Consider the following 25,691-nt stretch of genomic DNA (forward strand, 5'->3'; position numbering starts at 1 on the left):
GCGTGGGCAAAACGTCAGTCAGAACATAGAGTTGGCGCCACGTTTTAAAGCGGTTTGCACGGTGCTAAACCCCTTATTTTTCAGCATTTTTTATTAGAGGCACGGGATTACATGGAAATCGGTCTGCGCGAGTGGCTGATCGTCATCGGCATTATTGTCATTGCCGGTATTCTTTTTGATGGCTGGCGCCGCATGCGCGGTGGCAAGGGCAAGCTTAAATTCCGTCTGGACCGCAACCTGTCCAACTTGCCCGACGACGACGGCAGCGCCGAGCTGCTGGGGCCGCCTCGTGTGCTGGACACCCATAAAGAGCCGCAACTGGACGAACACGACTTGCCGTCGATGAGCGCGCCGGTGCGTGAAGCCCGTGAACCCTCTTCCAAACGCGGCAAACGCGGCAGCGCTGCCGTGGCCGAGCCGCACCAGGGCGACCTGAACCTCGACGTCGATGATGGCCCGAGCTTCAGCAGCCGTGATGATGACTTCCCTGACGAAACCCCGACCAAAAGCGCGCCACGCCAATCGGTCAACGATCAGCCGGCCGCCGAAGAAGTCCTGGTGATCAGCGTGATCTGCCGTGACGCTGCCGGCTTCAAAGGCCCGGCGCTGCTGCAGAACATCCTCGAAAGCGGCCTGCGCTTTGGCGAGATGGATATTTTCCACCGTCACGAAAGCATGGCGGGTAACGGCGAAGTGCTGTTCTCCATGGCCAACGCGGTCAAGCCGGGCACCTTTGATCTGGACGATATCGACCTGTTCAGCACCCCGGCGGTGAGCTTCTTCCTCGGCCTGCCAGGCCCGCGTCACCCGAAACAAGCGTTCGACGTGATGGTGGCCGCAGCCCGCAAGCTGTCGCAGGAACTCAACGGCGAGCTCAAGGACGACCAACGCAGCGTCCTGACTGCCCAGACCATCGAACACTACCGTCAGCGCATCGTCGAGTTCGAGCGTCGCGCCCTGACACAGAAACGCTGAGGATTGGTCTTCAGCGTTGTCAGTAGAATAAGCGCACTAACATATTGAGCAGCTTCGGCTGCTCTTTTGCTTTCTGAGAGAACACCCATGACCGCCGCCCACACCCGCATCCTCGAATTGCGCGCTGAACTGGATCAGCACAATTACCGTTACCACGTCCTCGACGAGCCGAGCATTCCGGACGCCGAGTACGACCGGTTGTTCCACGAGCTCAAGGCCCTGGAAGCCGAGCACCCGGAGCTGGTGACGCGTGATTCACCGACGCAGCGGGTCGGCAGTGCGGCGTTGTCGGCGTTCACTCAGGTGAAGCACGACATTCCGATGCTCAGCCTCGGCAACGCCTTTGATGAAACCACCATGCTCGAGTTTGATCGCCGGGTTACCGAAGGCCTCGACCTGCCGGTGGGCGATCTGTTTGGCGGTGGCGCGGCGGTGGAATACAGCTGCGAGCCCAAGCTCGATGGCCTGGCGGTCAGCCTGCTGTATCAGGACGGCGAGCTGGTGCGCGGCGCGACTCGTGGCGACGGCACCACCGGCGAAGACATCAGCGTCAATGTGCGCACCGTGCGCAATATTCCGCTGAAACTGCAGGGCAGCGGCTGGCCGGCGAGCCTGGAAGTACGCGGCGAAGTGTTTATGTCCAAGGCCGGTTTCGAGCGTTTAAATGCCTCGCAACTGGAAGTCGGCGGCAAGACCTTCGCCAACCCGCGCAACGCCGCGGCCGGCAGCTTGCGTCAGTTGGACTCGAAGATTACCGCCAGCCGCCCGCTGGAGTTCTGCTGCTACGGCGTGACCACCGACATCAGTGATACTCATATCGGCAACCTGCAACAACTGAAGAAATGGGGCATGCCCATTAGCCATGAGCTGAAACTGGCCAAGGGTATTCAGGATTGCCTGGATTACTACCGCGATATCGGCGAGCGGCGTAACAGCCTGCCGTATGAAATCGACGGCGTGGTGTTCAAGGTCAACAGCATTGCCTCGCAGCGTGAACTGGGCTTCCGCGCCCGTGAGCCGCGCTGGGCCATTGCGCATAAATTCCCGGCCATGGAAGAGCTGACCGAACTGCTCGACGTGGAATTCCAGGTCGGCCGCACCGGCGCCGTCACGCCAGTGGCGCGTTTGAAACCGGTCAAGGTGGCGGGCGTTACCGTGTCCAATGCCACGCTGCATAACATGGACGAAGTCGCGCGCCTGGGCCTGATGATCGGCGACACCGTGACCATCCGCCGCGCCGGTGATGTGATCCCGCAAGTCGTGTCGGTGGTCACCGAGCGGCGCCCGGAACATGCCCGCGCTGTGCAAATCCCTGAAAGCTGCCCGGTGTGCGGCTCGCATGTCGAGCGCACGCAACTGGTCAAGCGCAGCAAGGGCAAGGAAACCGTCAGCGAAGGCGCGGTGTACCGCTGCGTCGGGCGCCTGGCGTGCGGCGCGCAGCTCAAGCAGGCGATTATTCACTTCGTCTCGCGCCGCGCCATGGACATCGACGGCCTGGGCGACAAGACCATCGAGCAACTGGTGGATGAAAAACTCATCGGTTCGCCGGCCGACCTCTACAAGCTCAAGTACGAGCAGGTTATCGACCTGGAAGGCTTTGCCGATATTTCCAGCAAGAAGCTGATCACCGCCATCGAAAACAGCAAGACGCCGACCCTGGCGCGCTTCATCTATGCGCTGGGTATTCCTGACGTGGGCGAGGAGACCGCCAAGGTACTGGCGCGCTCGCTGGCGTCCCTGGAGCGCGTGCAGAAGGCCTTGCCGGAAGTGCTGACGTACTTGCCGGATGTCGGCCTGGAAGTGGCGCACGAGATTCACAGCTTCTTTGAGGACAGCCATAACAAGGACGTGATTGATGATCTTCTGTCCAAGAACAAATGTGGCCTCGAAATACAAGAACAAGGTGATTTGAGTGCCGAGTTTGCTGCCAGCACTACCTTAGGTGGCTTTTTGGACAAACTACACATTCCTTCGGTTGGGCCAGGCGCTGCGCAAAAGCTTGCCGATAAATTCAAGTCTCTTGATCTGTTGATAGAAGCTCAATGGTTTGATATCCGCCAAGTACTGCCTGAGAAGCAAACCAAGACAGTTATAGAATTTTTTAATAACAGAGAAAATGCTACCCGTGCCCTCGACATTGAGCAGCAGCTCAAGGACTTCGGCATGCACTGGCAGAGCGAGAAGAAGGTGGTCGAAGGCTTGCCGGAGGCCGGGCACACCTGGGTGCTGACGGGCTCCCTGGAGCTGATGAGCCGCGATGTGGCCAAGGAGAAGCTCGAAAGCCTGGGCGCCAAGGTGGCGGGTTCGGTGTCGGCAAAAACCCATTGCGTGGTGGCGGGGCCGGGCGCCGGTTCGAAATTGGCCAAGGCGACCGAGCTCGGCTTAGAGGTGCTGGACGAAGAAGCCTTCGTCGCCTTCCTCGCCAAGCACAACATCACCGTCTAACTGATCGTTCCCACGCTCAGCGTGGGAATGCCGCACTGGACGCTCTGCGTCCGCTCTTGAACGTCGTGACGCGGAGCGTCACAGGGTGCATTCCTTTGCTGCGCGTGGGAACGATCTTTAGCGGGAGATGATCTAGTCTTGGTCATCCAGGGAGAGATCGCCATGTTTCGCTACTTCGAGCAACTGAGTTCGCGCATCGCCGCACCGTTCATGGCCGAAACCTCGCGTAACAGCAAGGTGTGGCAATGCCGTTGCGGCCAATCGCTGTTCTTTCGCAACAGCCAGTGCCTGGCGTGCCAGGCGCTGCTGGGCTATCAGCCGCAGCAAAGCCGCCTGTCCTCCCTTCAGCCTGGGCCTGTCGCCGATACCTGGCTGGCAGACGACAACCTCGCCGCCGGCGCCTTCCGTCGCTGTGCCAACCTCGACACCCCGGCAGCCTGCAACTGGCTGATTCCTGCCCATAGCACCGCACCGTTGTGCGTGGCCTGCAGCCTCAATCGCACCATTCCCGACCTGTCCGTGCCGGAAAACCCCGAGCGCTGGCGCAAAGTGGAAACCGCCAAGCGTCGCCTGGTGGCGCAACTGATCAGCCTGGGCTTGCAAGTGGTGCCCAAAAGCGTCGATGAAGACACCGGCCTGGCCTTTGATTTCGTCGGCATCGACCTGGAGGGCAACGCGCCCACCACCGGCCACGCCAATGGCCTGATCACCCTGGACATCAAGGAAGCCGACGACGCCCATCGCGAAAAGATCCGCGTACAGATGCGCGAGCCTTATCGCACCTTGCTCGGCCACTTTCGCCATGAAGTCGGTCATTACTATTGGGACCGGTTGATCGCCAACAGCCATTGGCTCGAACCCTTTCGCACCCTGTTCGGCGACGAACGCGCCAGCTATGCCGATGCGCTTGAGCAGCACTACCAGAACGGCCCGCGACCCGACTGGCAGCAAACCTGCGTCAGTGCCTACGCGACCATGCACCCTTGGGAAGACTGGGCCGAAACCTGGGCTCACTACCTGCACATGATGGACGCCGTCGACACCGCCCTGGGTTTTGGCATGAGCGCCCGCGAGATGGACCTGGATTATCAGCCGTTTCCGCTCACCACGCTCTACGACCCCGAACACCCTGGCGGTGCGGCGTTCCTGTCATTCGTCAACGCCTGGATCGAGCTGGCCGGCATGCTCAACGAGCTGTCGCGCAGCATGGGCCAGCCGGATTTCTATCCCTTCGTGTTGCCGCCGGCGGTGATTGCCAAGCTGCACTTCATCCACCTGGTGATTCAGGAAGAGGGCGGCAGGGCCGATGAGGTATTACAGGCCCAGTGATCAAAATGTGGGAGCCGGGCTTGCCCGCGATGCAAGCGCTTCGGTGTGACAGGTACACCTCGGTGACGCAATCGCAGGCAAGCCAGCTCCCACATTTGAAAGAGGGTGAATCCGACACTATGGCAAGTACTTGAACCCCTTGGCTTTTTAATCCGGCACCAACGGTTGTAACTTCCGATGAGATCGGTACAATGGCCCCGCTTGCCGAGAGGCCAGCGTCGTTATGGTGACCCCATCGGTCCCCCCGCAACGATTACCCGTGAACCTGGTCAGAGCCGGAAGGCAGCAGCCACAGCGGGAACATTGTGTGCCGGGGTGTGGCTGGTGGGGTTGCCTCCATAACGCTCTTCCGAAGTAACCCTCAAATCCCAAATTTTTTACGTTTTTGCCGACAATCAATGTCTGCGAAGCGATTTCTGCTGCGCGCTCAACCGCATTACGGGCGGTACTTGGGAAATGCCTTTATCACCGGCACGATTTCATGGCCTATTTCCGTGGTGCTTTCCCAGCGCTCCTCCGGTGTCTGTGACTTGGCCGCTACGTTTCTGGCGAAGTGAAAAATGATGATCTGGCCCGTGCCGCTGTCGCGGTAATACTTGAAGAAGCTGTACTCGGAGAAATGCCCGTCTTTGCGCAGCGACGAGGGGAAGAACAGCATCAGATACAGGATCCCGGTCTTGTTGTCCGTCGTCAGGACCGCCGGCATGTCCGGGTTTTCCTGCTGGTGCAACTGGACAGTGCGTTGACCCAGGTCCAGCGGTTCGATGCGTTTATCGCCCAAAGGGACGACAGTGAAGTCCAGCATTTCAGTCCATGCATCGACGCTTTCGTGTTCCGGGAAATATTCCCACAAGCCATTTTTCTGGTATTTCAGGACAAATGTCTTGCCGTTAAACACCACCGACTTGGTTTCGGCGATGGAGGCGCGTGAAAGGTCTGGGGCGACAGCAGTCGAAGACGAGGCGCAGCCGGACAACAGGGCCACGACCGACAAAATAAGTAGAGAGGCTTTCATTTCAATCCTTGAGGGTTTTAGAGGCTCCTTGCGCAGCAACAATAGAGCAATTGGCGGCTGAATACTCGCAAAGTGTTGGCAGCACGCGTCCTGCAACGCTACCGGGTCGTGAGCGCCCTTGAGCGTTTCACAACGCCCCGTCTCGTGGCTGGACAAAACCGGGCAGGCTGCTAGCTTCATTGGTACGTGTGAACCGGTGCTGGAGTAGTGAAGAAGTGATGGCACTCCTTTGATCAACAAGGATGATTGCCATGACCAGCCATCAAGCGATACCCAGTGTTATCAGTGCCTCTGTCGGCACCGCAGACAAGGCCCGCAATGTGCCTGCCGATGTTCAACACATTCAACGCCTGTTTAATCTGATTGCGCCCAAATCTGTTTCACCCTTGGTGGTGGACGGCAAGTGCGGCCCGTTGTTGGTCCAGCGCATCCTCGACTATCAGTTGAACCGTCTGAAGGTGGTCAAGCCGGACGGGGTAATTGACCCGGCAGGGCGGACGTTCAACAGCTTGGTTGAGGAAGCGCGCAAGGCCGTTGCTCAAGTCAATAACGCGACCGGTGTAAAAGTCGAGCAGACCCCAGAGCGCGCTCCGGCACCGATCCAGGCAGCAGTGGACAAACAGAAGTTGGTCACCCAGGCCACTTGCGACGGTAACGTCACGTTGACCGAAGCGGACTTTCAGAATGCCGCCACCCAATTGGGCGGTGCTGTTGCGATGAATATCATCAAGGCTTTCGCCATCGTCGAGTCCGGTGGGCGTTCCGGGTTCGGGCCGGCAAAAATGCCGGTGATTGCTTACGAAGGGCACATTTTCCGCAAGCACACTCAACGAAAGTACGACGCGGCCTATCCCTTATTGTCTTACCCCTACAAAGAAAAGGCCGGCCCGCAGTGGCGGGCCAATAACAAGGACCAGGCGAAGGCGTGGCAGACGCTGGTCGCCGCGTTTAACCTCAACCCGGAGGCGGCGTTGCTGTCGGCGTCCTACGGCATGTTTCAAATCATGGGCTTCAATTTCGCCAACTGCGGCTACAAGACCGTGTACGAGTTCGTCGCCGCGATGAAGCTCAATGCCGGCCAGCAATTGATGGCGTTCGTCGGTTTTTGCCGCAAGAACCCGACCCTGCTCAATGCCATGAAGAAAAAGGATTATGTGGGCATGGCCAGCATCTATAACGGCAGCGACTATGGTGATTACGACAAGCGCATCCAGAAAGCCTTCGAGGCGCTGGAAAAGAAAAAATAGCCGCGCATGACGGCTATTTCACAACATTCCAAACGCCCTCTGGACAACCCAAAACCATATTGTTAGTTTCCGCCGGCCACTTGTTTCAATTTGTGACAAGTGTGCCGGCTTGATACTGAAGTGCTATCACTTCTTTAACTAACAAGGATGTCTGTGATGAAAAGCCTGCCAGGGTTGCCCCGTCTTATCAGTGCTTCGGTCGGCGCGCCAGGTAAAGCGCGCAACTTGCCTGCCGATGTTCAGTGCATCCAGTATCTTTTCAATTTGATCATTCCCAAGATGGGGTTTGCGCTGGCCGAAAACGGCAAGTGTGACGGACAGTTGGTGCAGTGCATCAGCCAGTATCAGTTTCGCCATCTCAAGTATGCGCACCCCGATGGCGTGATCGACCCAACTGGTCGGACCTTCAATAGCCTGATCGAAGAAGCGCTGAAGGTGCCCGTAAAGGCCTTCCCGACCATGCGCATTCCCAGTTTTCTGAATGTCTTTGGCAATAACAACGGCGACGCGGTGCAGGCCACGGTCAATGTGTACCTGGACCGCATGCGTGCGATGGTCGAGGCCGAGCGGCGTAACCGGCAATTAATGCTCCAGGCCACGTGTGACGGTGGCATGACGCTCACCGACAGCGACTTCCAGAACGCCGCTACCCAGCTGGGCAGCGGTATCTCAGTGAATATCATCAAGGCCTTCGCCACTGTCGAGTCCGGCGGGCGTTCCGGGTTCGGGCCGGCCAAGTTGCCAGTGATCGCCTTTGAAGGGCACTTGTTTCGCAAATACACCAAGCACATTTATGACCAGGCGCATCCACTGCTGTCGTATGTCTATGTGCGAAAAGCCGGGCCGCAGTGGCAGGTCAACAACAAGGACCAGGCCAAGGCCTGGGAAACCATGGCCACCGCGTTTGCGCTGGACCAGGAAGCGGCGTTGAAGTCGGCGTCCTGGGGTATGTTTCAGATCATGGGGTTCAACTTCACCTCCTGTGGTTACAAGACCGTGTTTGAATTCGCGGCGGCATTAAAGATTAATACCGGCAACCAACTAAAGGCCTTTATCGGCTTCTGCAGCCAGAGCCCGGCGTTGATCAAAGCCATGAAAAATAAAGATTATGTCGCCATGGCGCGCAACTATAACGGCGAGGATTACGGCGACTATGACCGCCGTATCAAGAAGGCCTACGAAGCATTGGAAGGGAAAAAATAAGATGACGCGTTTTCTAGCAGCAGGTGTCTTGTCGTTGTGCGCTATCGCGCCTGCATTTGCGGGCGAAACAGCCTTGCATTCAGGCCAATACGAAGGGCTGATGCTGGCGGTCACGCCTGAGCATCAGGTCGAAGGTTATTACGCGGAAGAATTGGGCGAGGGCGTGACGCGCAGCTGTGCGTTCTACCTGCAAGGCAAGCCCGAAGCCCTTGTCACCTGGCTTGACGAGGCCTACCCCGGCAGCGTGGCGGCTGCGTCCGATGGCGTGACGCTGACCGTAGAAAAGGGCCGCCAGCATCCTGGCTGCCTGAGCGTGCTGATGCCGGAAATCGCCACGGGCCTGGAGCTGACCCAGACTGCCAACACGCAGTGGATCGGCCTGGTGACGGTGTCGGCCGACAAGGCTTACTTGCTTGAAGAGCCCGGCGCCGATGCAGCCAAGCGCCCGTATATCGTCAAGGATGATGTGGTGGGCGTACTGGCATTCAAGGAGGGTTGGGCCCACGTTGAGTTCACCAACGCCAAGGACCATACGTACACCGGCTGGATCAGCCAGGACGAATACAGCCGGCTGTCTGCGCCGAAAAACTGAGCCGCGACAGCTGCCCGTCGGCCCTGATCACTGCGCAGATCCGAACCCATTCGCTACGCCGCAACGTGTCATGCACGCTGCGGCGTTTTTTATGCCTGGGTTCAGGCTTTATCGCGATTGAACAACTTACGGATCAGGGCGAGCAGCCCCACCACACCGACCACCAGAAACTTTTTCGCTGCCAGCAGGAATATGCCGATCTTGGCAAACAACCCGGCCTTGGCGGCTATCCCGCCGGCAACCAGGGCTGCCAGGCCGTAAGTGGCCAGTTTGTCGGTCTTTGGGTTGAAGTCCGTGTACAGGTTGCCGTCGGTAAAGTTGGTAAAGGCCAGGACCTTGGGCATTTCCTGCTTGATGGTGGCGAGGTCGGCCATCGCGGCGACGGCGTTGAGTTCCAGCACGCCTTCGCGGCCCAGCACGCGGATGCTGTAGTTGAGGGTGGTCTGCTGGGCGTCGTCGGCTTTGAGTTCGCGTGCCCAATACATCTTGTGCGTGGTGTCGTCGTAGTGCGGCGGCTCGGCCCAGCCCAGCAGGTGCAGGCCGGCGTAGCCTTGTTTCTGGCGCTGTTTGTTGTCTTCTTCGTCTTCTTCCTGCATCTGCTTGAGCAGTTCGGCGTAGTCGATTTTCGCCGCATCCTCGTCGGAAACATGCCCGTCAGCCTTGTAGCTGACAATCACACCCCAGCCGCTTTGCGACAACGGGCTCACCGCTTTCGGCACGATCATGCCCAAGGTCTTGAAGCCGGGAGGGTTGCCCCAGCCATCGGTCAGCAAGCGCTCGGTGTCCGACGGGTCGAGGTAGTAGAACTCATCGTTGAGCTTGAGCGTGGCGATGCCGCTCGGCAGGGTGACCGTGCCGGTCTTCTGCTTGAGTGAGGCGAGGAAGTGTTCAGCCGTTTCGGCGGGGGCGCTGGCTTCAGCAGGAGCCGGTGCGGGTGCAGCAAAAGCGGGTGCAGCAGACAGGCTCAGGGCGGCCGCCGCCATCAACGCGCGGATGTAATTCATGGTAGTCCCTTACATTTTGAATTAATTTCGCGGGAGAATATCTGAAATTTGCCCAACGAGTTAGCCAAAAGTCTCCCGCAGCAGCCCGGCAAACGCATCCCGCGCCAGGTGCCGTTGGGTGTCCTTGTGCCAGAACAGCAGGTTGTCCACCGCCTGCAGTTCCTCAAACCGGTAAGACGCCAGCTGATTGGCCTGCTCATAGCGGGCCAGAATGCCTTCCGGCGCCAACGCCACGCCAATGCCCGCGCTGACACAGCCGATGATCGTGCCCCAGCTGGCATAGCTGGCGATGCTTGGCTTGAAGTCGTGGGGCTTGACCCAGTTTTCCAGCGCGGCGCGATACGGGCAGCCGGGTGGCCACACCAGCAAGGTGCGCCCGGCCAGGTCTTCGGCGCTGTTGATTGGGGCGCTGGAGGCGCTGGCGATCAGCACCAGGCGTTCGCTGTAGACCACGCTGTGTTCGAGCTTGGCGCGTTTGCCTCCGGCCGCCACCAGTGCCACGTCGAGACGATGGTGTTGCAAGTCATCGAGCAGCTCGGCCCAGGCGCCGGTGACCAGTTCCAGGCTGACATCGGGGTAGCGCCGGTGATATTCCGCCAGCAGCGGCGGCAGACGGCCGCTGGCGCTGGATTCCACGGCGCCGATGCGCAAGGTGCCGCGGGGAATCGCATTGGCATCCACTGCGCGTTTGGATTCGTCGACCAGCGCCAGGATGCGCTCGCAGTAATCCAGGAAAATCTCACCGGCGGCGCTGATCGCCAGCCCGCGCCCGGCACGAATAAACAGCGGCGTGCCCAACTCGCTTTCCAACTGCTTGATACGCGTGGTGATGTTGGACGGCACGCAGTGCAATTGCAGGGCGGCCTGGGCCACGCTGCCGGTTTGCGCCACGGCTCGCACCATTTTCAGTTGGGCCAGTTCCATTGCTCAGTTCCAGTGATTTCAGAAGTCAGAAACGCTTAATTGTCCTGCGCCTTGCCTGGGCCAAGACTGACGGTATTCCTTCAATTGCCGGACGCCGTCGATGAATACCCCGTCACCCGTAAAGATTACGCTAGTCATCGCCGGCGTCATCCTCTGTTGGGCCTATTCGCCGATTGGCGTGCACATCGGGCTGCACAGCTACAGCCCCGGCCAGTTGGCGCTGCTGCGGTTTCTGATTGCGTCGGTATTCATGGGCGGCGTGGCGCTGATGGTGGGCATTGCTCGGCCGCGTTGGCGCGATCTGCCGTGGCTGCTGGTGCTGGGTTTTTTCGGCGTGTTCCTGCACCACACCAGCCTCAATTACGGGCAGCAATGGGTGACGGCGGCGGCGTCGAGTGTGCTGGCGCAGTCGGCGCCGCTGTTCAGTGTGTTGATCGCGTTTTTCTGCTTGAAGGAGCGCGTCAGTGCCTGGCGCTGGAGTTGCGTGTTACTGGGGTTGCTCGGCGTGCTGGTGGTGATCTGGGGCGATCATGGCGTGGGCGACATCGACCCGCGCGGTTTGCTGATCCTGGTGGCGGCGGTGTCGTGGAGCATTTATTTCGCGATCCAGAAACACTACGCCCATCGTTACAGCCCGCTGACCATGGCGTGCTACATGGTGTGGGCGGGCACTTTGATGCTGTGCGTGAACTTGCCAGGCCTGGCCGATGCCGTCGGGCAGGCGCCGCTGGCGGAAAACCTGGCGGTGCTGATCCTCGGCATTTTCCCCAGCGCCTTGGCGTACCTCGCCTGGGCCTATGTGTTGAAACATGTCGAGGTCAGCCGCGCGTCGGTGGCGATGTACCTGATTCCGCCGGTCGCCATGTTGCTGGCGGCGACGCTGCTGGGCGAGCACATTGCCGTGCAGGTGATGCTGGGCGGTGTGATCGTGCTGGCCAGCGTGGCGGCGATCAGCCTGGAGGGGCGCTGGCGGTCAGTCGCTCAGGCTGAAGGCGCGCAGCCGGTGGCCATCGAGGTCCTCGGCGACAAAGGTGTAGCCGAAGTCCAGGGTGGTCGGTGACTGGATGATGGTGGCGCCGCGCGCGACCCACTGATCATGCAGGGCATCGACCGCAGCCTGGTCGGGCAACGAAAACCCGACCTCGCCACCGCCGCCGGTGAGGCGCGCCGCCGGTTCCACGGTGTGCCGCGACCACAAGCCCAGCTTCACGCCGTTGTCGAGGATGAACAGCGCAAAGGTCGGGTTCAGCTCCACCGGGGGCGCGTCCAGCAGGCGGCTATAGAAGTTGGCGCTGGTGGCCGGGCTGTCGACGTAGAGCAGGAAATAATGGGCAACGGTGTGCATGGTGGCTCCTTGAGAGCGGGCGGTTAAGTGGGCCCAGTCTATAAGGCAGTCCTGTCAGTTCTTGTCAGGAGTGTGCAGGGTTTGCGCCTCCTCACCGGTGTACAGCTTGATGATGTCGTTGATCTCCCCCGACATCTTCATCCGCAGCAGCGTGCGCAAGATCTGCTGCACCGGCACGTTCGGGTCGTTGCGCACGATGCAGCCCAGGCTTTGCTCGTCGATGACAGCAACCTTCTGCAAGCGCTGGTTGGGTGGCAGGTTCAGGTTGAAGCGGTCCAGTATCCATTCGTTGATGACCGCATATTTAAAGCGCCCGGCCACCAGCTTGAGCAGCACCAACTCTTCGCTGCGTGAGTCGTCGCGGGTCAGTTGGCCATTGGCGAACAGTGGATCGAGGGCCGCATAGCGGTAATTGAGTACGGTGCCGATCGACTGGGCCGGCAGGGTGCCCACTTGCACGGTGTACGGCGCGGTGTGGGTGCTGGCCAGCACGTTACGCTGCACCATCAGCGGCACGCTCCAGCTGTAGTCGCCGGACAGGTTGTCGACCCAGGCCTGGGCCACATAGCAACGCACATCAATGTCGCCGTGCTCCATGGCATGTGCGATGCGCGCCCGTGCCAGCACGTGGAACTCGGCGGGGCGCCCGACCTGGGTGGCCAGGCTCAGCATCAAGTCATACAGAATGCCCTGGGTGGGTCGGTTGCCCTCGAGCTGGGCCATGGGCATGCCCCAGCTGTCGGAAACCGAGAAGCGCAACGGCGCGGGTGCCGCGAGGCTGGCAAGCGAAATCATCCACAAGGCGCCCAAGACTACGCGCATACATTCTCCGGATTCAGGCCTTTGCGGGGCCATTGCGCAGAGCTTAGTCAGATTAGACGAGCGTGCCGGATGCAATTTCCCCCTTGCTCCGCTAGCATTACCGGCTTCCGCTTCCCAGTTGCGACGGTTTTCGATGAGTTATCAGGTTCTTGCACGTAAATGGCGTCCGCGCTCGTTCCGCGAAATGGTCGGCCAGACCCATGTGCTCAAGGCTCTGATCAATGCCTTGGACAGCCAACGGCTGCACCACGCCTACCTGTTCACCGGTACACGCGGGGTGGGCAAGACCACCATTGCGCGCATCATCGCCAAATGCCTGAACTGTGAAACAGGTATCACCTCGACGCCTTGCGGCACCTGCTCGGTGTGCAAGGAAATCGACGAAGGGCGTTTCGTCGACCTGATCGAGATTGACGCCGCGAGCCGCACCAAGGTCGAAGACACCCGCGAACTGCTCGATAACGTGCAGTACGCGCCGAGCCGTGGGCGCTTCAAGGTCTACCTGATCGACGAAGTGCACATGCTGTCCAGCCATTCCTTCAACGCCTTGTTGAAAACCCTGGAAGAGCCGCCGCCCTACGTCAAATTCATCCTGGCCACCACCGATCCGCAGAAACTTCCTGCAACGATTTTGTCGCGGTGCCTGCAGTTTTCCCTGAAGAACATGACCCCTGAGCGCGTGGTCGAGCATTTGACCCATGTGCTGGGTGTCGAGAACGTGCCGTTCGAAGACGACGCCCTGTGGCTGCTTGGCCGCGCTGCCGATGGTTCGATGCGCGATGCCATGAGCCTCACCGACCAGGCCATCGCCTTTGGTGAAGGCAAGGTCATGGCCGCCGACGTGCGCGCCATGCTCGGCACCCTCGACCACGGCCAGGTATTTGATGTGCTGCACGCGCTGATCGAAGGCGACGCCAAGGCGTTGCTCGAAGCCGTGCGCCACTTGTCGGAGCAAGGCCCGGACTGGAACGGCGTGCTCTCGGAAATCCTTAACGTATTGCACCGCGTTGCCATCGCCCAGGCCTTGCCTGAAGGCGTCGACAACGGCCATGGCGACCGCGACCGCGTGTTGGCGCTGGCCCAGGCATTGCCGGCCGAAGATGTGCAGTTCTACTACCAGATGGGCCTGATCGGGCGCCGGGACCTGCCCCTCGCACCGGACCCGCGCGGCGGCTTTGAAATGGTCCTGCTGCGGATGCTGGCCTTCCGGCCCGCCGACTCGGCAGACGCGCCGAGACAGCCGCTAAAGCCAGTGGGGATCAGCCAGGCCACAGTTGATTCCGCCAAACCAGTGGCTGGCGCGGCCGTCGTCGCGCCAGTGGTGGCTGCGCCTGCGCCGGTTGCCCCGGCGCCCGCGCCTGTGGTCGCCGCGCCGGTGGTTGAACCTGAGCCTGCGCCTGCGCCTGCGCCGGTGGTCGACCTGCCCTGGAACGACCCGGTGGACGCCGAGCCTGAAGTCGAACTGCAGCCTGCCGTAGAGCCCGTCCTGGAAACCAGTGGCGAGCAGCCTGAACTGACGCCGATGCCTACGCCGACGCCCGACAGCGCGGTGCCGGACGCGCCCGAGTGGGTCTCAGCACCGGTGCCGGAACCGACCGTTGCCCAGGTCGAAGCCGCCACGCCGGGCATCGACCTCGACGACGAACCGCCGTTGGACGAAGACTATATCGAGCCGGACATGGATTCGGCCTACAGCTACCTGGACGAGCTGGCCAGCGAACACACCGCCGAGCCGGCACCCGAGCCTGAAGCGGAACCCGCCGCGGCCCCGGCCACCGGATTGGCATTGCAATGGCTGGAATTGTTTCCGAAGTTGCCGATCTCCGGCATGACCGGCAGCATCGCCGCCAACTGCACGCTGATTTCTATCGAGGGCGACCACTGGCTGTTGCACCTGGACCCGGCCCACAGCGCCTTGTTCAACGCGACCCAGCAACGCCGGCTCAACGATGCGCTGAACCAGTACCATGAGCGCACGCTGACCATCGCCATCGAGTTGATCAAGCCCGAGCAGGAAACCCCGGCCCAGGCCGCCACCCGTCGGCGCCTGAACCGCCAGCGTGACGCAGAAAGCTCGATTCACGCAGATCCGCTCATCCAGCAAATGATGCAACAGTTCGGCGCCGTCGTGCGCCACGATACTATTGAACCTGTCGACGCCCCGGTGCCCCAAGCGTCATAACACCGGGCTACTAATTGATCCACGTACTTTGAGGTGATTCCCATGATGAAAGGTGGCATGGCCGGCCTGATGAAGCAGGCGCAGCAGATGCAGGAAAAAATGGCCAAGATGCAGGAAGAACTGGCCAACGCCGAAGTCACCGGTAAAGCCGGTGGCGATATGGTCAGCGTGGTGATGACCGGTCGTCACGACATCAAGCGCGTGAGCATCGACCCAAGCGTCTTGCCAGGTGTTGGCGAAGATGACCTGGAAATGCTCGAAGCCTTGTTCGCCGCGGCCGTCAACGACGCCGTGCGCAAGATCGAAGCCAACAGCCAGGAAAAGATGGGCGGTGTAACCGCCGGCATGCAACTGCCACCGGGCATGAAGCTGCCGTTCTGATCCGCTAGCCTTGGCTAGACTCAAATGCCAGGCCTTGTGCCTGGCATTTTTTTTGCCGTGATGGAGCCAATGTGGGCGCTGGCTTGCCTGCGATGCAGACGAATCGGTGCCACAGACGAAACATCGAACCCCAAGCGCTTTGTCATGGTCTGCACCCTATACCGATGAATTCGATAAAGGAGCCTCCTGATGCCTCAAGAACCTATTCTGAACCAGCGCATTGTCCTGGTTTCACGCCCACAGGGCGCGCCGACCCCGGAAAACTTCCGCCTGGAACGTGTGAACTTGCCGGAGCTGGCAGACGGCCAAGTGCTGCTGAAAACGCTGTATCTGTCCCTCGACCCCTACATGCGTGGCCGTATGAGCGACGCGCCGTCCTACGCAGCACCGGTTGAAATCGATGAGGTGATGACCGGTGGCGCTGTCAGCCGTGTCGAGCAGTCGCGTAATCCGAAATTCGAAGTGGGCGATTTGGTCGTCGGTTCCACCGGCTGGCAGAGCCACAGCATTTCCGATGGTCGCAACCTGATCCCGGTGCCAAAAGGGCTGGCCAGCCCGTCGATGGCCCTGGGTGTGCTGGGCATGCCGGGCATGACCGCCTACATGGGGCTGATGGACATCGGCCAGCCGAAGGAGGGGGAAACCCTGGTCGTGGCAGCGGCGTCCGGCGCGGTCGGGTCGGTGGTGGGGCAGGTGGCCAAGCTCAAGGGCTTGCGCGTTATCGGGATCGCAGGAGGGGCGGACAAGTGCCGCTACGTGGTGGACGAATTGGGCTTTGATGCCTGCATCGACCATAAGGGCGCGGACTTTGCCAACGAATTGGCGCAGGCGTGCGACAAGGGCGTGGACATCTATTTCGAGAACGTCGGCGGCAAGGTCTTCGACGCCGTGGTGCCCTTGCTCAACCCCAAGGCCCGCATTCCGCTGTGCGGCCTGATCGCCGGCTACAACGCCCATGAAGCCCCCAGCGGGCCTGACCGCCTGCCGGCGTTGCAACGCACCTTGCTGACCAAGCGCGTGCGCATTCAGGGCTTTATCGTGTTCGACGACTATGGCGATCGCCAGCCCGAATTCCTCAGCGCCATGGCGCCCTGGGTGCGTGACGGCAAGATCAAGTTCCGCGAAGACGTGGTCGAGGGCCTGGAACAGGCGCCCGAAGCCTTTATCGGTTTGCTCGAGGGGCGCAACTTCGGCAAGTTGGTGGTGCGGGTCGCGCAGGATTGACCATTTGACGCTAATCCGAGGCGCGGGTATAAACCGCGTCTCGTTGTTTTGTCGGACCATTCGCTCATGAGCTTCAGCCCCCTGATTCGCCAACTGATCGACGCGCTGCGCACCTTGCCGGGCGTGGGTCAGAAAACCGCCCAGCGTATGGCGCTGCAACTGCTGGAGCGTGATCGCAGCGGCGGCACCCGGTTGGCCCAGGCCTTGAGCCAGGCCATGACCGGCGTGGGCCATTGCCGACAGTGCCGCACCCTCACCGAAGAAGACCTGTGCCCGCAATGCGCCGACCCGCGTCGCGATGACACGCTGCTGTGCGTGGTGGAAGGGCCGATGGACGTGTACGCGGTGGAGCAAACCGGCTATCGCGGGCGCTACTTTGTGCTCAAGGGGCACCTGTCGCCGCTCGATGGCCTGGGGCCGGAAGCCATCGGCATTCCGCAGCTGGTGGCGCGCATTGAAGAGCAGGGCACTTTCACCGAAGTGATTCTGGCGACCAACCCGACCGTGGAAGGTGAAGCAACCGCGCATTACATCGCCCAGTTGCTGACCAACAAAGGCTTGATCACCTCGCGCATCGCCCATGGCGTGCCGCTGGGTGGCGAGCTGGAGCTGGTGGACGGTGGGACATTGGCGCATTCGTTTGCGGGTCGTAAGCCGATCGCGCTCTAAGCCACACCGCTATCTAAAAAATGTGGGAGCTGGCTTGCCTGCGATGGCGGCGTTTCAGTCGACATCACTGTCACTGATCCACCGCTATCGCAGGCAAGCCAGCTCCCACAGAGTTTTGTGTGACCCCCGCGTCTTGAAAACCAAGCAAGCGCTTGGTAAGTTCGCTCCACCTCACCGTGGAGCTTGCCGATGTCTGCCTACCAGGACTACTTCGACCCCAGCCACCAATTGGTCCGCGACAGCGTGCGCCGTTTTGTCGAGCGCGAGATGTTGCCGGGCATCGAGCAATGGGAGGAAGCGCAGAGCTTTCCCCGCGAGCTGTACCTCAAGGCCGGCGCGGCGGGGATCCTCGGCATCGGTTATCCCGAAGCCTTGGGCGGCAGCCATGAAGGCGATCTGTTTGCCAAGGTTGCTGCCAGCGAAGAGTTGATGCGCTGCGGTTCCGGTGGGGTGGTGGCGGGCTTGGGTTCGCTGGATATCGGCTTGCCGCCGGTCGTTAAATGGGCGCGGCCCGAGGTGCGTGAGCGCGTCGCGCCTCAGGTATTGGCCGGCGAGAAGATCATCGCGCTGGCTGTCACCGAACCCGGTGGTGGCTCCGATGTGGCCAACCTGCAAACCCGCGCGATTCGTGACGGCGACCATTACCGCGTGAGCGGCAGCAAAACCTTTATCACCAGTGGCATCCGTGCCGACTTCTATACCGTCGCCGTGCGCACGGGCGGGCCGGGCTTTGGCGGCATCAGTTTATTGCTTATCGAAAAACACACGCCCGGTTTCACCGTCGGTCAGCCGCTGAAGAAAATGGGCTGGTGGGCGTCGGACACGGCTGAGTTGTTCTTCGACGATTGCCGCGTGCCGGTGGGCAACCTGATCGGCGTCGAGAACATGGGCTTTGCCTGCATCATGGGCAACTTCCAGAGCGAGCGCCTGGCCTTGGCATTGATGGCCAATATGACCGCGCAGTTGGCACTCGAGGAAAGCCTGAAATGGGCCGGCCAGCGCGAGGCTTTCGGCAAACCCATCGGCAAATTCCAGGTACTCAAGCATCGGCTGGCGGAAATGGCCACGGCGGTGGAAGTCTCGCGCGAATTCACCTATCGCCAGGCGGCGAAGATGGCGGCCGGCAAGAGTGTGATCAAGGAGATTTCCATGGCCAAGAACATCGCCACCGACACGGCAGACCGTGTGACTTATGACGCGGTGCAGATCCTTGGCGGCCAAGGTTACATGCGTGGCAATCTGGTGGAGCGGCTGTATCGCGATAACCGCATCCTGTCGATTGGCGGCGGCACGCGCGAAGTGATGAATGAAATCATCAGTAAGCAGATGGGGCTTTGATGGGGGGTGTTCTTTCGGGCGCTATCGCAGGCAAGCCAGCTCCCACATCACCTGTGGGAGCCGGGCTTGCCCGCGATGAGGCCCTGACAGGCGCCTCTTAACGCTCAGTCAACGCAAACTGCGTCAGGCAAAACGTCGGAATGCCCATGTCTTCCAGGCGCTGCGAACCCCCCAGCTCCGGCAGGTCGATAATCGCCGCCGCTTCGAAAATCTTCGCGCCCATGCGTCGCACCAAATTCGCCGCTGCGATCAAGGTGCCGCCCGTGGCGATCAGGTCATCGAACATCAATACCGAGTCGCCTTCACACAGGCTGTCGGCGTGCACTTCGAGGAAGGCTTCGCCGTATTCAGTCTGGTAACCCTCGGCCAGCACGTCAGCCGGCAGCTTGCCCTGCTTGCGGAACAGGATCAGCGGTTTGTTCAGTTGGTAGGCGATGATCGAGCCGATCAAAAAGCCCCGCGCATCCATCGCGCCGATGTGGCTGAAGTCGGCTTCGACATAGCGCTGGGCAAAGCTGTCGGCAACCAGGCGAAGGGCGCGGGGCGATTGGAACAGCGGCGTGATGTCACGAAAGATCACCCCAGGCTTGGGGAAGTCGATGACGGGGCGGATCAGGGATTTGATGTCGAACGAATCGAAGGTCATCGTCGAAGAGTCCTGAGGGTTGAAAACGGACTCGAAGTATACCTGCGGCCTCACCGATTGGCGCGGCCGCAGCGGCTGAATCAGCCTTCCAGCGAACCCCCGGCCAGTGCGCACAGCTGGATCGGGTCGAGGATATGCACTTCCTTGCCTTCGGCGGCAATCAACTCGTTCTGCTGGAAACGCGTGAACACGCGGGACACGGTTTCCACTGCCAGGCCCAGGTAGTTGCCGATTTCATTGCGCGACATGCTCAGGCGGAACTGGTTGGCCGAGAACCCACGGGCACGGAAGCGCGCCGACAGGTTGACCAGGAACGTGGCGATGCGCTCGTCGGCGGTTTTCTTCGACAGCAGCAGCATCATCTGTTGGTCGTCACGAATTTCGCGACTCATGACCCGCATCAATTGGCGACGCAGTTGCGGCAGTTGCAGGGCCAGTTCATCCAGGCGTTCGAAGGGGATTTCGCACACCGACGTCGTTTCCAGGGCCTGGGCCGACACCGGGTGAATCTCGGTGTCCATGCCGGACAACCCGACCAGCTCGCTGGGCAGGTGGAAACCGGTGATCTGCTCTTCGCCGCTGTCGCTCAGGCTGAACGTCTTCAACGCGCCTGAACGTACTGCATAAACGGAATCGAATTTGTCGCCCTGGCGAAACAGAAACTCGCCTTTTTTCAGCGGGCGACCGCGTTTAACGATTTCGTCCAGCGCTTCCATGTCTTCCAAATTCAACGAAAGTGGCAGGCAGAGGGGGGCCAGGCTGCAATCCTTGCAGTGAGCCTGGCTGTGAGCGCGCAGTTTAACTGGCTCGGACATTTCTTAAATCCTTGTGGGAAAACACACATAAGACGTAAGGGTAACGCACCGAGGGTGGATGAGGCCAGCGTGTACAAAAAAGCCGCACATGGATAAAGGTTTATGTATCGATGCCGATACAAAGGTGAATCCCTATGAGCTGGAGCTCAGGTCATGTCGGTAATCCCAGTCAATAACCCAGTCATTACTACCAAGGCACCTCAGGTACTGACGGCCGCAGAGGCGCTCGCGGGCAAAAAAGTCGATGACAAACCCGCCCCGCCACCCACCCCCGGTGAAGGCGTGGTGGTGACGATATCCGGTGCCGGGCTCAAAGCCTCCCAGGCCGGTAGCAACCCCAACAAAGACATCGACGACAGCAATCTGAAAGACAACATCAAGCAGTTGCTGAAAATGATCCGCGAACTGAGAAAACAGCTTGCCGAGAAAATGGCGCAGCTGTCGGCGGCCATGAATGACACCACCATGAGCCCCGAAGCACGCCAAGCCAAGGTCGCTGGATTGCAGGGCGATATCGCTAACATTCAGGCCGGTTTGATGACGGCCCAGGCACAACTGGCCAAATCGCTCAAAGACGAGCCGCCTGAGGCTCAAATGGAAGCAATGAAGCTGCTGTCGAAATAATTCAGGCTTAGATCACCCGCGAGAATCGTTGCCTGTTCTGGTGCTCCAGGTAGGCATCGAACACCATGCACACCGAGCGCACCAGCAGGCGCCCGGCGGGCAGCACGTGGATGCCCTGCGCATTCAGCTCGATCAAACCGTCTGCGGCCATTGTCTCCAGCTGTGGCCATAGCTCGTCGAAATACCCGCGAAAATCGATATTGAAGGCCTGTTCGATCTGCTCGAAGCCCAGGCTGAAGGTGCAGATCAACTGCTGAATCACTTCGCGCCGTAACCGATCATCCGTGGTGCACACCAGGCCACGGCTGGTGGCCAGTTGCGCGCCGGCCAGGGCGTTCTGGTAGTGATTGAGGTCACTGCTGTTCTGGCAATACAGGTCGCCGATCTGGCTGATCGCCGATACCCCCAACCCAATCAAATCGCAATGCCCATGGGTGGTGTAGCCCTGGAAATTGCGTTGCAACGTGCCTTCTTCCTGGGCGATGGCCAGTTCATCATCCGGCAGGGCAAAGTGGTCCATGCCGATGTAGCAATAGCCCGCGCGGGTCAATTGCTCGATGGTGGTTTGCAGCATCAGCAGTTTTTCCGCCGGCGAGGGCAGCTCGTCGGTGTTGATCCGCCGCTGCGGCATGAAGCGTTCCGGCAGGTGCGCGTAATTGAACACCGACAGGCGATCCGGTTGCAGGCTGATCACTTCCTCCACGGTGCGCGCGAAGTTGATCGTTGTCTGCTTGGGCAGGCCGTAGATCAGGTCGATATTGATCGAGCGAAATTGCAGGGTGCGCGCCGCGTCGATCACCGCGCGGGTTTCTTCCAGGCTCTGCAGGCGGTTGACCGCGCGTTGCACCTCGGGGTCGAGGTCTTGCACGCCGATGCTCACACGGTTGAAGCCCAGTTCACGCAGCAGGCCCATGGTCGCCCAGTCGGCTTCGCGCGGGTCGATCTCGATGCCGTAGTCGCCGGAATCATCATCCAGCAAATTGAAGTGCTGGCGCAGGCGCGTCATCACTTGGCGCAGTTCGTCGTGGCTGAGAAAGGTCGGCGTGCCGCCGCCGAAGTGCAACTGCTCCACCGGCTGTTTCGGGTCGAGGTGGCAGGCCACCAGTTGGATTTCCTGTTCCAGGCGTTGCAAATAAGCCTGGGCGCGGCCACGGTCTTTGGTGATGACTTTGTTGCAGGCGCAGTAGTAGCAAATGTTCGCGCAGAACGGCACGTGCACATACAGCGACAGTGGCCGTGCGGCCTTGCGGCTCTCGCGCAGGGCGTGGAGCAGGTCGAAGGTGCCGACCTGGCTGTCGAATTGTACGGCGGTGGGGTAGGACGTGTAGCGCGGCCCCGCCAAGTCGTAGCGGTGAATCAGATCTGTGTCCCAACGAATGGCGTCGAGCATGCGGGCGGTCCCCCGGATTGGCTAGTGGGCCGAGTCTAGGGGCAGGGCTGCGATGGCATCTTGATTTGCATCAACGGGGAGCGGCGCTATGCCACATGGCCTTTTAATGGCCCATCAACCAGTGCTGGTGCGGGCCTGGCAACGTCCACATGCCGAACAGAATCACCAGCAGCCCGCCGGCCATGCGCACGCTGCGTTTGCGCAATATCGCCGTCACCCGTTCAGCCGCCAGGCCCGTCGCCAGCAACACCGGCCAGGTTCCGAGCCCAAACGCCAGCATCAGCAATGCGCTGTCTGCCGCATTGCCCTGGCTCGCCGCCCACAACAACGTGCTGTAGACCAATCCGCACGGCAGCCAGCCCCACAGCGCACCCAGCAGCAACGCGCGCGGCAGGCTGGACACCGGCAGCAAACGGTTGGCGACCGGCTGTATATAGCGCCACAGGCCGCGCCCGAGGCTTTCGATACGGGTGAGGCCGCTCCACCAACCGGCCAGGTACAGGCCCATGCTGATCAGCAGCAAACCGGCGAGCACGCGCATGAACATCGCCGCCGGGCTGTTGGCCACGGCCCAGCCGGCCAGGCCGATCAGTAAGCCGGCGGTGGCATAGCTGAGAATGCGCCCCAGGTTGTACGCCAGCAGCAGGCGAAAGCGGCGGCTGCGTTGCTCTTTGGGGATCGCCAGGGTCAGTGCGCCCATCAGCCCGCCGCACATGCCCAGGCAATGGCCGCCGCCCAGCAGGCCGAGGATCAGCGCCGAGACCAGCAGGGGCGCCAGTTCAAGCATGGGGCGGGTCTTTGGGCGGTTGCTCGGGGCCGTTGGCTTCGTCGACGGCGGCCAGGTGGTTCGGGTCCTGATCGTCGAACAGCACGCTGTGGGCCGGGCCGTCGAGGTCGTCGTACTGGCCGCTGTCCACCGCCCAGAAGAAGATGTAAATGGCCACGCCGACTAACAGCAGCGCCGCCGGAATCATCACGTAGAGAGCTGGCATCTGTACTCCATGCCCGCGCGGCTCAAGCCGGCAACGGGCGGGTTACTAAAGTGGCGCTGTCAGCCGGCGCGCTCGGTTGGCGAGTCAGGCGCAAGGCGTTGAGCACCACGGTCAACGAACTGAGGGACATGCCGATCGCCGCCCAGATGGGCGTGATCCAACCGAGGGCGGCAAACGGCAGCATAAGGCCATTGTACAGCCCGGCCCATAGCAGGTTTTCGATGATCACCCGCCGCGTGCGCCGCGCCAGCGTAAACGCCTGCACCAGCGCGTCGAGGCGGTTGGACAGCAGCACGGCGTCGGCACTGGTTTTTGCCAGGTCCGTGGCCGAGCCCATCGCCACGCTGATATCGGCAGCGGCGAGCACCGGCACATCGTTGACGCCGTCGCCGAGCATCAGCACCTTGCGGCCTTCCTTGTGCAATTGTTGCAGCACTTGCAGTTTGTCGTCGGGGCGCAGGCCGCCGTGGGCTTCGTCGATGCCCAGCTCGACAGCGACACTGGCCACCATCGGCGAGCTGTCGCCGGACAGCAGCAATGTGCGCCAGCCCCGCGCCTTGCACGCCGCCAGCAAGGCGGGTGCGTCGCTGCGCAGGCGGTCATCCAGCACGAACCAGGCGAGTGCGCCGTCGCGGTCGCCGAGCAGCAGCCATTGCCCGGCTTCGTCCGGCGAAGCGGGGATCGGGCAGCCACTCAGCTCACAGGCAAACCTCGGCTGGCCGATGCGCAATTGATGCTTGCCCACACGGCCTTCCAGGCCCAGGCCAGGGAAGCTCAAGACTTCATCGGCGGCCAGCGGTGCACGCCCAAAGGCCCGCGCAATGGGGTGTTCGGAACGGTTTTCCAGGGCGGCGGCAAGGCTCAGGCATTCATCGCTGTTCAGCGTGCTCAGTGGGCGGATCGCACGCAGTGCCAGGCGGCCTTCGGTCAGGGTGCCGGTCTTGTCGAAAATCACCGTGTCGATCTGGTTCAAGCCTTCCAGCACATGGCCACGGGTCAGCAGCAAGCCGAGTGTGTGCAGTGTGCCGGTGGCGGCGGTGAGGGCGGTGGGTGTGGCCAGGGACAACGCGCACGGGCAGGTTGCGACCAGCATGGCCAGCACAATCCAGAACGCCCGCGATGGGTCCAGCTCCCACCACAGCAAGCCGATCAAGGCCGCCGCGATCAGCGAACACAGCAGGAACCATTGCGCCGCGCGGTCGGCGATTTGCGCCAGGCGCGGTTTTTCCGCCTGGGCGCGTTCCAGCAGGCGCACGATGGCCGACAAGCGCGTGTCATGGCCCAGCGCGCGGACCTCGACGGTCAGCGCGCCTTCGACATTGAGCGTGCCGGCGGTGACCGCGTCGCCCACGTGGCGAGGCTGCGGCAGGTATTCGCCGGTGAGCAGGGATTCATCGATGCTCGACTGGCCGTCGAGAATCACCCCGTCGGCCGGCAGCACCGCGCCGGGATGCACGGATACGCGGTCACCCACGGCCAGTTCACTGAGCAGGATGCGTTCGCTCTGGCCATCGTCTTTGAGGCGCAGGCACGAGGCGGGTAGCAGGTTGACCAACTGCGCGGTGGCGGCGGCTGTGCGTTCCCGCGCACGTCGCTCCAGATAGCGCCCGGCCAGCAGGAACAGCGCGAACATGCCCACCGCATCGAAATACAACTCGCCGACGCCGGTGATGGCCGTCCAGATGCCGGCCAAATATGCACCGCCAATCGCCAGGGACACCGACACGTCCATGGTCAGGTGGCGCGTGCGCAAATCGCGCAAGGCCCCTTTCAAGAAGGGCGCGCAGCTGTAGAACACAATCGGTGTAGTCAGAAACATCGCCACCCAGCGCAGGATCACGTGCAGCTCCGGGCTCAGGTCGATATTGAATTCCGGCCAGGTGGCCATCGTTGCCATCATCGCCTGGAACCACAGCAACCCCGCCACACCGAGTTGGCGCAGGGCCAGGCGATTTTCGCCGGCCAGTTGCTCGGCGGCGCGATCCGCCTGGTACGGATGGGCGGCGTAGCCGATGTGGCGCAGCTCGCTGAGCAGTTGGCTCAACGGCAATTGCCCGTCGGCCCAGCGCACCTGCAGGCGGTGGTTGGAGAGGTTCAGCCGCGCCTCGGCCACGGCGGGCAGGCTGTGCAGGTGTTTTTCGATCAGCCAGCCACAGGCGGCGCAGCTGATGCCTTCCATCAATAGGGTGGTTTCGGCGAGTTCGCCGTCATGGCGCACAAAGGGTTTTTGCACGTCGGCGCGGTCGTACAGCGCCAGTTCGTCGACCAGTTGCACCGGCAGCGCCTCGGGGTTGGCCGAGGCTTCGCTGCGGTGCTGGTAATAGCTTTCCAGCCCGCCGGCCACGATGGCTTCGGCCACCGCCTGGCAGCCCGGGCAGCACAGCTCGCGGCGCTCGCCGAGGATCACGGCGGTGAACCGGTTGCCGGGCGGGACGGGCAGGGCGCAGTGGTAGCAGGGGGTTGGGGTGTTCATGGCTCAGTTCCGATGATCGTTCCCACGCTCTGCGTGGTAACGCCTCGCTGGACGCT

Annotated in this window: 24 protein-coding genes and 1 other RNA gene; 14 read left to right on the forward strand and 11 right to left on the reverse strand. The window is 61.3% G+C overall.

What is annotated here, in order from left to right; translation table 11 throughout:
• Positions 1–111 precede the first annotated feature (111 nt).
• From zipA to ffs, 4 genes are all read left to right on the forward strand, one after another.
• Complete coding sequence (gene zipA / locus L8I05_RS00935; RefSeq protein WP_034119293.1) at positions 112–975, forward strand: cell division protein ZipA; 864 nt, start codon at positions 112–114, stop codon at positions 973–975.
• Positions 976–1,062: 87 nt separating this feature from the next.
• Positions 1,063–3,420: an NAD-dependent DNA ligase LigA gene (ligA, locus tag L8I05_RS00940; protein ID WP_242166887.1), complete on the forward strand. Its 2,358-nt coding sequence runs from the start codon at positions 1,063–1,065 to the stop codon at positions 3,418–3,420.
• A gap of 162 nt (positions 3,421–3,582) precedes the next feature.
• Positions 3,583–4,749, forward strand: coding sequence for a putative zinc-binding metallopeptidase (locus L8I05_RS00945; RefSeq protein ID WP_242166888.1), 1,167 nt, complete (start codon positions 3,583–3,585; stop codon positions 4,747–4,749).
• 233 nt (positions 4,750–4,982) lie between these two features.
• An RNA gene (ffs, locus tag L8I05_RS00950) (signal recognition particle sRNA small type) lies at positions 4,983–5,079 on the forward strand.
• Positions 5,080–5,185: 106 nt separating this feature from the next.
• Here the strand turns inward: ffs and L8I05_RS00955 are convergent.
• Positions 5,186–5,944, reverse strand: a complete 759-nt coding sequence (locus L8I05_RS00955) for a hypothetical protein (RefSeq protein ID WP_242166890.1) — start codon at positions 5,942–5,944, stop codon at positions 5,186–5,188.
• Positions 5,945–6,015: 71 nt separating this feature from the next.
• Here L8I05_RS00955 and L8I05_RS00960 point away from each other — a divergent pair, with 71 nt between their 5' ends.
• The 3 genes from L8I05_RS00960 (at position 6,016) to L8I05_RS00970 (ending at position 8,806) form a co-directional block, all read left to right on the forward strand.
• Entirely contained in the window at positions 6,016–7,011 is a 996-nt protein-coding gene (locus tag L8I05_RS00960) for an N-acetylmuramidase family protein (RefSeq protein WP_242166892.1), read from the forward strand.
• Between the two features lie 156 nt (positions 7,012–7,167).
• Positions 7,168–8,214: an N-acetylmuramidase family protein gene (locus tag L8I05_RS00965; protein ID WP_242166893.1), complete on the forward strand. Its 1,047-nt coding sequence runs from the start codon at positions 7,168–7,170 to the stop codon at positions 8,212–8,214.
• 1 nt (position 8,215) lies between these two features.
• Complete coding sequence (locus L8I05_RS00970; RefSeq protein WP_242166894.1) at positions 8,216–8,806, forward strand: hypothetical protein; 591 nt, start codon at positions 8,216–8,218, stop codon at positions 8,804–8,806.
• A gap of 101 nt (positions 8,807–8,907) precedes the next feature.
• Here the strand turns inward: L8I05_RS00970 and L8I05_RS00975 are convergent, their stop codons facing one another.
• Positions 8,908–9,810, reverse strand: coding sequence for a DUF2167 domain-containing protein (locus L8I05_RS00975; RefSeq protein WP_242166895.1), 903 nt, complete (start codon positions 9,808–9,810; stop codon positions 8,908–8,910).
• Positions 9,811–9,870: 60 nt separating this feature from the next.
• Complete coding sequence (locus L8I05_RS00980) at positions 9,871–10,734, reverse strand: LysR substrate-binding domain-containing protein (RefSeq protein ID WP_159958888.1); 864 nt, start codon at positions 10,732–10,734, stop codon at positions 9,871–9,873.
• Positions 10,735–10,834: 100 nt separating this feature from the next.
• On the opposite strand from L8I05_RS00980, the gene L8I05_RS00985 reads away from it, so the two are divergent.
• Entirely contained in the window at positions 10,835–11,794 is a 960-nt protein-coding gene (locus L8I05_RS00985) for a DMT family transporter (protein WP_242166896.1), read from the forward strand.
• Here L8I05_RS00985 and L8I05_RS00990 read toward each other — a convergent pair.
• Together L8I05_RS00990 and L8I05_RS00995 are read right to left on the reverse strand one after the other, a co-directional pair.
• Positions 11,708–12,079: a VOC family protein gene (locus L8I05_RS00990; protein ID WP_242166897.1), complete on the reverse strand. Its 372-nt coding sequence runs from the start codon at positions 12,077–12,079 to the stop codon at positions 11,708–11,710. The genes L8I05_RS00985 and L8I05_RS00990 overlap by 87 nt on opposite strands.
• A gap of 54 nt (positions 12,080–12,133) precedes the next feature.
• Positions 12,134–12,901 carry a transporter substrate-binding domain-containing protein gene (locus L8I05_RS00995; protein ID WP_242166898.1) on the reverse strand — a complete coding sequence of 256 codons (768 nt, stop codon included), beginning with the start codon at positions 12,899–12,901 and terminating at the stop codon, positions 12,134–12,136.
• A 133-nt stretch (positions 12,902–13,034) separates the two neighbouring features.
• Here L8I05_RS00995 and dnaX point away from each other — a divergent pair, with 133 nt between their 5' ends.
• The 5 genes from dnaX (at position 13,035) to L8I05_RS01020 (ending at position 18,695) form a co-directional block, all read left to right on the forward strand.
• Positions 13,035–15,083: a DNA polymerase III subunit gamma/tau gene (gene dnaX / locus L8I05_RS01000; RefSeq protein WP_242166900.1), complete on the forward strand. Its 2,049-nt coding sequence runs from the start codon at positions 13,035–13,037 to the stop codon at positions 15,081–15,083.
• A 42-nt stretch (positions 15,084–15,125) separates the two neighbouring features.
• Positions 15,126–15,464, forward strand: a complete 339-nt coding sequence (locus L8I05_RS01005) for a YbaB/EbfC family nucleoid-associated protein (RefSeq protein WP_003175481.1) — start codon at positions 15,126–15,128, stop codon at positions 15,462–15,464.
• Positions 15,465–15,653: 189 nt separating this feature from the next.
• Positions 15,654–16,688, forward strand: a complete 1,035-nt coding sequence (locus L8I05_RS01010; RefSeq protein WP_242166901.1) for an NADP-dependent oxidoreductase — start codon at positions 15,654–15,656, stop codon at positions 16,686–16,688.
• Between the two features lie 66 nt (positions 16,689–16,754).
• A complete protein-coding gene (gene recR, locus L8I05_RS01015; RefSeq protein WP_083357364.1) occupies positions 16,755–17,357 on the forward strand; it encodes a recombination mediator RecR in 603 nt (200 codons plus the stop codon).
• Positions 17,358–17,546: 189 nt separating this feature from the next.
• Complete coding sequence (locus L8I05_RS01020; protein ID WP_242166902.1) at positions 17,547–18,695, forward strand: acyl-CoA dehydrogenase family protein; 1,149 nt, start codon at positions 17,547–17,549, stop codon at positions 18,693–18,695.
• Positions 18,696–18,792: 97 nt separating this feature from the next.
• On the opposite strand, the gene L8I05_RS01025 is transcribed toward L8I05_RS01020, so the two are convergent.
• Complete coding sequence (locus tag L8I05_RS01025; protein ID WP_124363896.1) at positions 18,793–19,341, reverse strand: adenine phosphoribosyltransferase; 549 nt, start codon at positions 19,339–19,341, stop codon at positions 18,793–18,795.
• Positions 19,342–19,421: 80 nt separating this feature from the next.
• Entirely contained in the window at positions 19,422–20,156 is a 735-nt protein-coding gene (gene fnr / locus L8I05_RS01030) for a fumarate/nitrate reduction transcriptional regulator Fnr (protein WP_106576340.1), read from the reverse strand.
• Positions 20,157–20,309: 153 nt separating this feature from the next.
• Here fnr and L8I05_RS01035 point away from each other — a divergent pair, with 153 nt between their 5' ends.
• Complete coding sequence (locus L8I05_RS01035) at positions 20,310–20,780, forward strand: FlxA-like family protein (RefSeq protein ID WP_242166903.1); 471 nt, start codon at positions 20,310–20,312, stop codon at positions 20,778–20,780.
• Positions 20,781–20,787: 7 nt separating this feature from the next.
• Here L8I05_RS01035 and hemN read toward each other — a convergent pair whose 3' ends face one another.
• The 4 genes from hemN to L8I05_RS01055 all read right to left on the reverse strand — a co-directional run bounded on the left by hemN (position 20,788) and on the right by L8I05_RS01055 (position 25,635).
• Positions 20,788–22,170 carry an oxygen-independent coproporphyrinogen III oxidase gene (gene hemN, locus L8I05_RS01040; protein ID WP_242166904.1) on the reverse strand — a complete coding sequence of 461 codons (1,383 nt, stop codon included), beginning with the start codon at positions 22,168–22,170 and terminating at the stop codon, positions 20,788–20,790.
• A 103-nt stretch (positions 22,171–22,273) separates the two neighbouring features.
• The gene (locus tag L8I05_RS01045) at positions 22,274–22,957 is read right to left on the reverse strand and encodes a sulfite exporter TauE/SafE family protein (RefSeq protein WP_242166905.1); all 684 of its coding nucleotides are present in this window, start codon (positions 22,955–22,957) and stop codon (positions 22,274–22,276) included.
• Positions 22,950–23,162, reverse strand: a complete 213-nt coding sequence (gene ccoS, locus L8I05_RS01050) for a cbb3-type cytochrome oxidase assembly protein CcoS (RefSeq protein WP_017735332.1) — start codon at positions 23,160–23,162, stop codon at positions 22,950–22,952. Before ccoS ends, L8I05_RS01045 begins: the two co-directional genes overlap by 8 nt.
• 22 nt (positions 23,163–23,184) lie before the next feature.
• On the reverse strand, positions 23,185–25,635 hold the full coding sequence (locus L8I05_RS01055; RefSeq protein WP_242166906.1) for a heavy metal translocating P-type ATPase: 2,451 nt from the start codon (positions 25,633–25,635) through the stop codon (positions 23,185–23,187).
• Positions 25,636–25,691 lie beyond the last annotated feature (56 nt).

Source organism: Pseudomonas sp. MONT-RG-20F-20-E-7-02, assembly GCF_022662395.1.
GTDB lineage: Bacteria > Pseudomonadota > Gammaproteobacteria > Pseudomonadales > Pseudomonadaceae > Aquipseudomonas.

What these genes read in the sequence shown, in the direction of transcription:
- L8I05_RS00965 (WP_242166893.1), top strand. Translation starts at nt 7,168, where the DNA reads ATGAAAAGCCTGCCAGGGTTGCCCCGTCTTATCAGTGCTTCGGTCGGC.
- L8I05_RS01005 (WP_003175481.1), top strand. Translation starts at nt 15,126, where the DNA reads ATGATGAAAGGTGGCATGGCCGGCCTGATGAAGCAGGCGCAGCAGATG.
- L8I05_RS00960 (WP_242166892.1), top strand. Translation starts at nt 6,016, where the DNA reads ATGACCAGCCATCAAGCGATACCCAGTGTTATCAGTGCCTCTGTCGGC.
- L8I05_RS01055 (WP_242166906.1), bottom strand. Translation starts at nt 25,635, where the DNA reads ATGAACACCCCAACCCCCTGCTACCACTGCGCCCTGCCCGTCCCGCCC.
- L8I05_RS00970 (WP_242166894.1), top strand. Translation starts at nt 8,216, where the DNA reads ATGACGCGTTTTCTAGCAGCAGGTGTCTTGTCGTTGTGCGCTATCGCG.
- L8I05_RS00985 (WP_242166896.1), top strand. Translation starts at nt 10,835, where the DNA reads ATGAATACCCCGTCACCCGTAAAGATTACGCTAGTCATCGCCGGCGTC.
- dnaX (WP_242166900.1), top strand. Translation starts at nt 13,035, where the DNA reads ATGAGTTATCAGGTTCTTGCACGTAAATGGCGTCCGCGCTCGTTCCGC.
- L8I05_RS00945 (WP_242166888.1), top strand. Translation starts at nt 3,583, where the DNA reads ATGTTTCGCTACTTCGAGCAACTGAGTTCGCGCATCGCCGCACCGTTC.
- L8I05_RS01010 (WP_242166901.1), top strand. Translation starts at nt 15,654, where the DNA reads ATGCCTCAAGAACCTATTCTGAACCAGCGCATTGTCCTGGTTTCACGC.
- L8I05_RS01025 (WP_124363896.1), bottom strand. Translation starts at nt 19,341, where the DNA reads ATGACCTTCGATTCGTTCGACATCAAATCCCTGATCCGCCCCGTCATC.
- L8I05_RS00975 (WP_242166895.1), bottom strand. Translation starts at nt 9,810, where the DNA reads ATGAATTACATCCGCGCGTTGATGGCGGCGGCCGCCCTGAGCCTGTCT.
- ccoS (WP_017735332.1), bottom strand. Translation starts at nt 23,162, where the DNA reads ATGCCAGCTCTCTACGTGATGATTCCGGCGGCGCTGCTGTTAGTCGGC.
- L8I05_RS00980 (WP_159958888.1), bottom strand. Translation starts at nt 10,734, where the DNA reads ATGGAACTGGCCCAACTGAAAATGGTGCGAGCCGTGGCGCAAACCGGC.
- hemN (WP_242166904.1), bottom strand. Translation starts at nt 22,170, where the DNA reads ATGCTCGACGCCATTCGTTGGGACACAGATCTGATTCACCGCTACGAC.
- L8I05_RS00990 (WP_242166897.1), bottom strand. Translation starts at nt 12,079, where the DNA reads ATGCACACCGTTGCCCATTATTTCCTGCTCTACGTCGACAGCCCGGCC.
- L8I05_RS01020 (WP_242166902.1), top strand. Translation starts at nt 17,547, where the DNA reads ATGTCTGCCTACCAGGACTACTTCGACCCCAGCCACCAATTGGTCCGC.
- L8I05_RS00955 (WP_242166890.1), bottom strand. Translation starts at nt 5,944, where the DNA reads ATGAAGCTAGCAGCCTGCCCGGTTTTGTCCAGCCACGAGACGGGGCGT.
- L8I05_RS01035 (WP_242166903.1), top strand. Translation starts at nt 20,310, where the DNA reads ATGTCGGTAATCCCAGTCAATAACCCAGTCATTACTACCAAGGCACCT.
- recR (WP_083357364.1), top strand. Translation starts at nt 16,755, where the DNA reads ATGAGCTTCAGCCCCCTGATTCGCCAACTGATCGACGCGCTGCGCACC.
- ligA (WP_242166887.1), top strand. Translation starts at nt 1,063, where the DNA reads ATGACCGCCGCCCACACCCGCATCCTCGAATTGCGCGCTGAACTGGAT.
- L8I05_RS00995 (WP_242166898.1), bottom strand. Translation starts at nt 12,901, where the DNA reads ATGCGCGTAGTCTTGGGCGCCTTGTGGATGATTTCGCTTGCCAGCCTC.
- fnr (WP_106576340.1), bottom strand. Translation starts at nt 20,156, where the DNA reads ATGTCCGAGCCAGTTAAACTGCGCGCTCACAGCCAGGCTCACTGCAAG.
- zipA (WP_034119293.1), top strand. Translation starts at nt 112, where the DNA reads ATGGAAATCGGTCTGCGCGAGTGGCTGATCGTCATCGGCATTATTGTC.
- L8I05_RS01045 (WP_242166905.1), bottom strand. Translation starts at nt 22,957, where the DNA reads ATGCTTGAACTGGCGCCCCTGCTGGTCTCGGCGCTGATCCTCGGCCTG.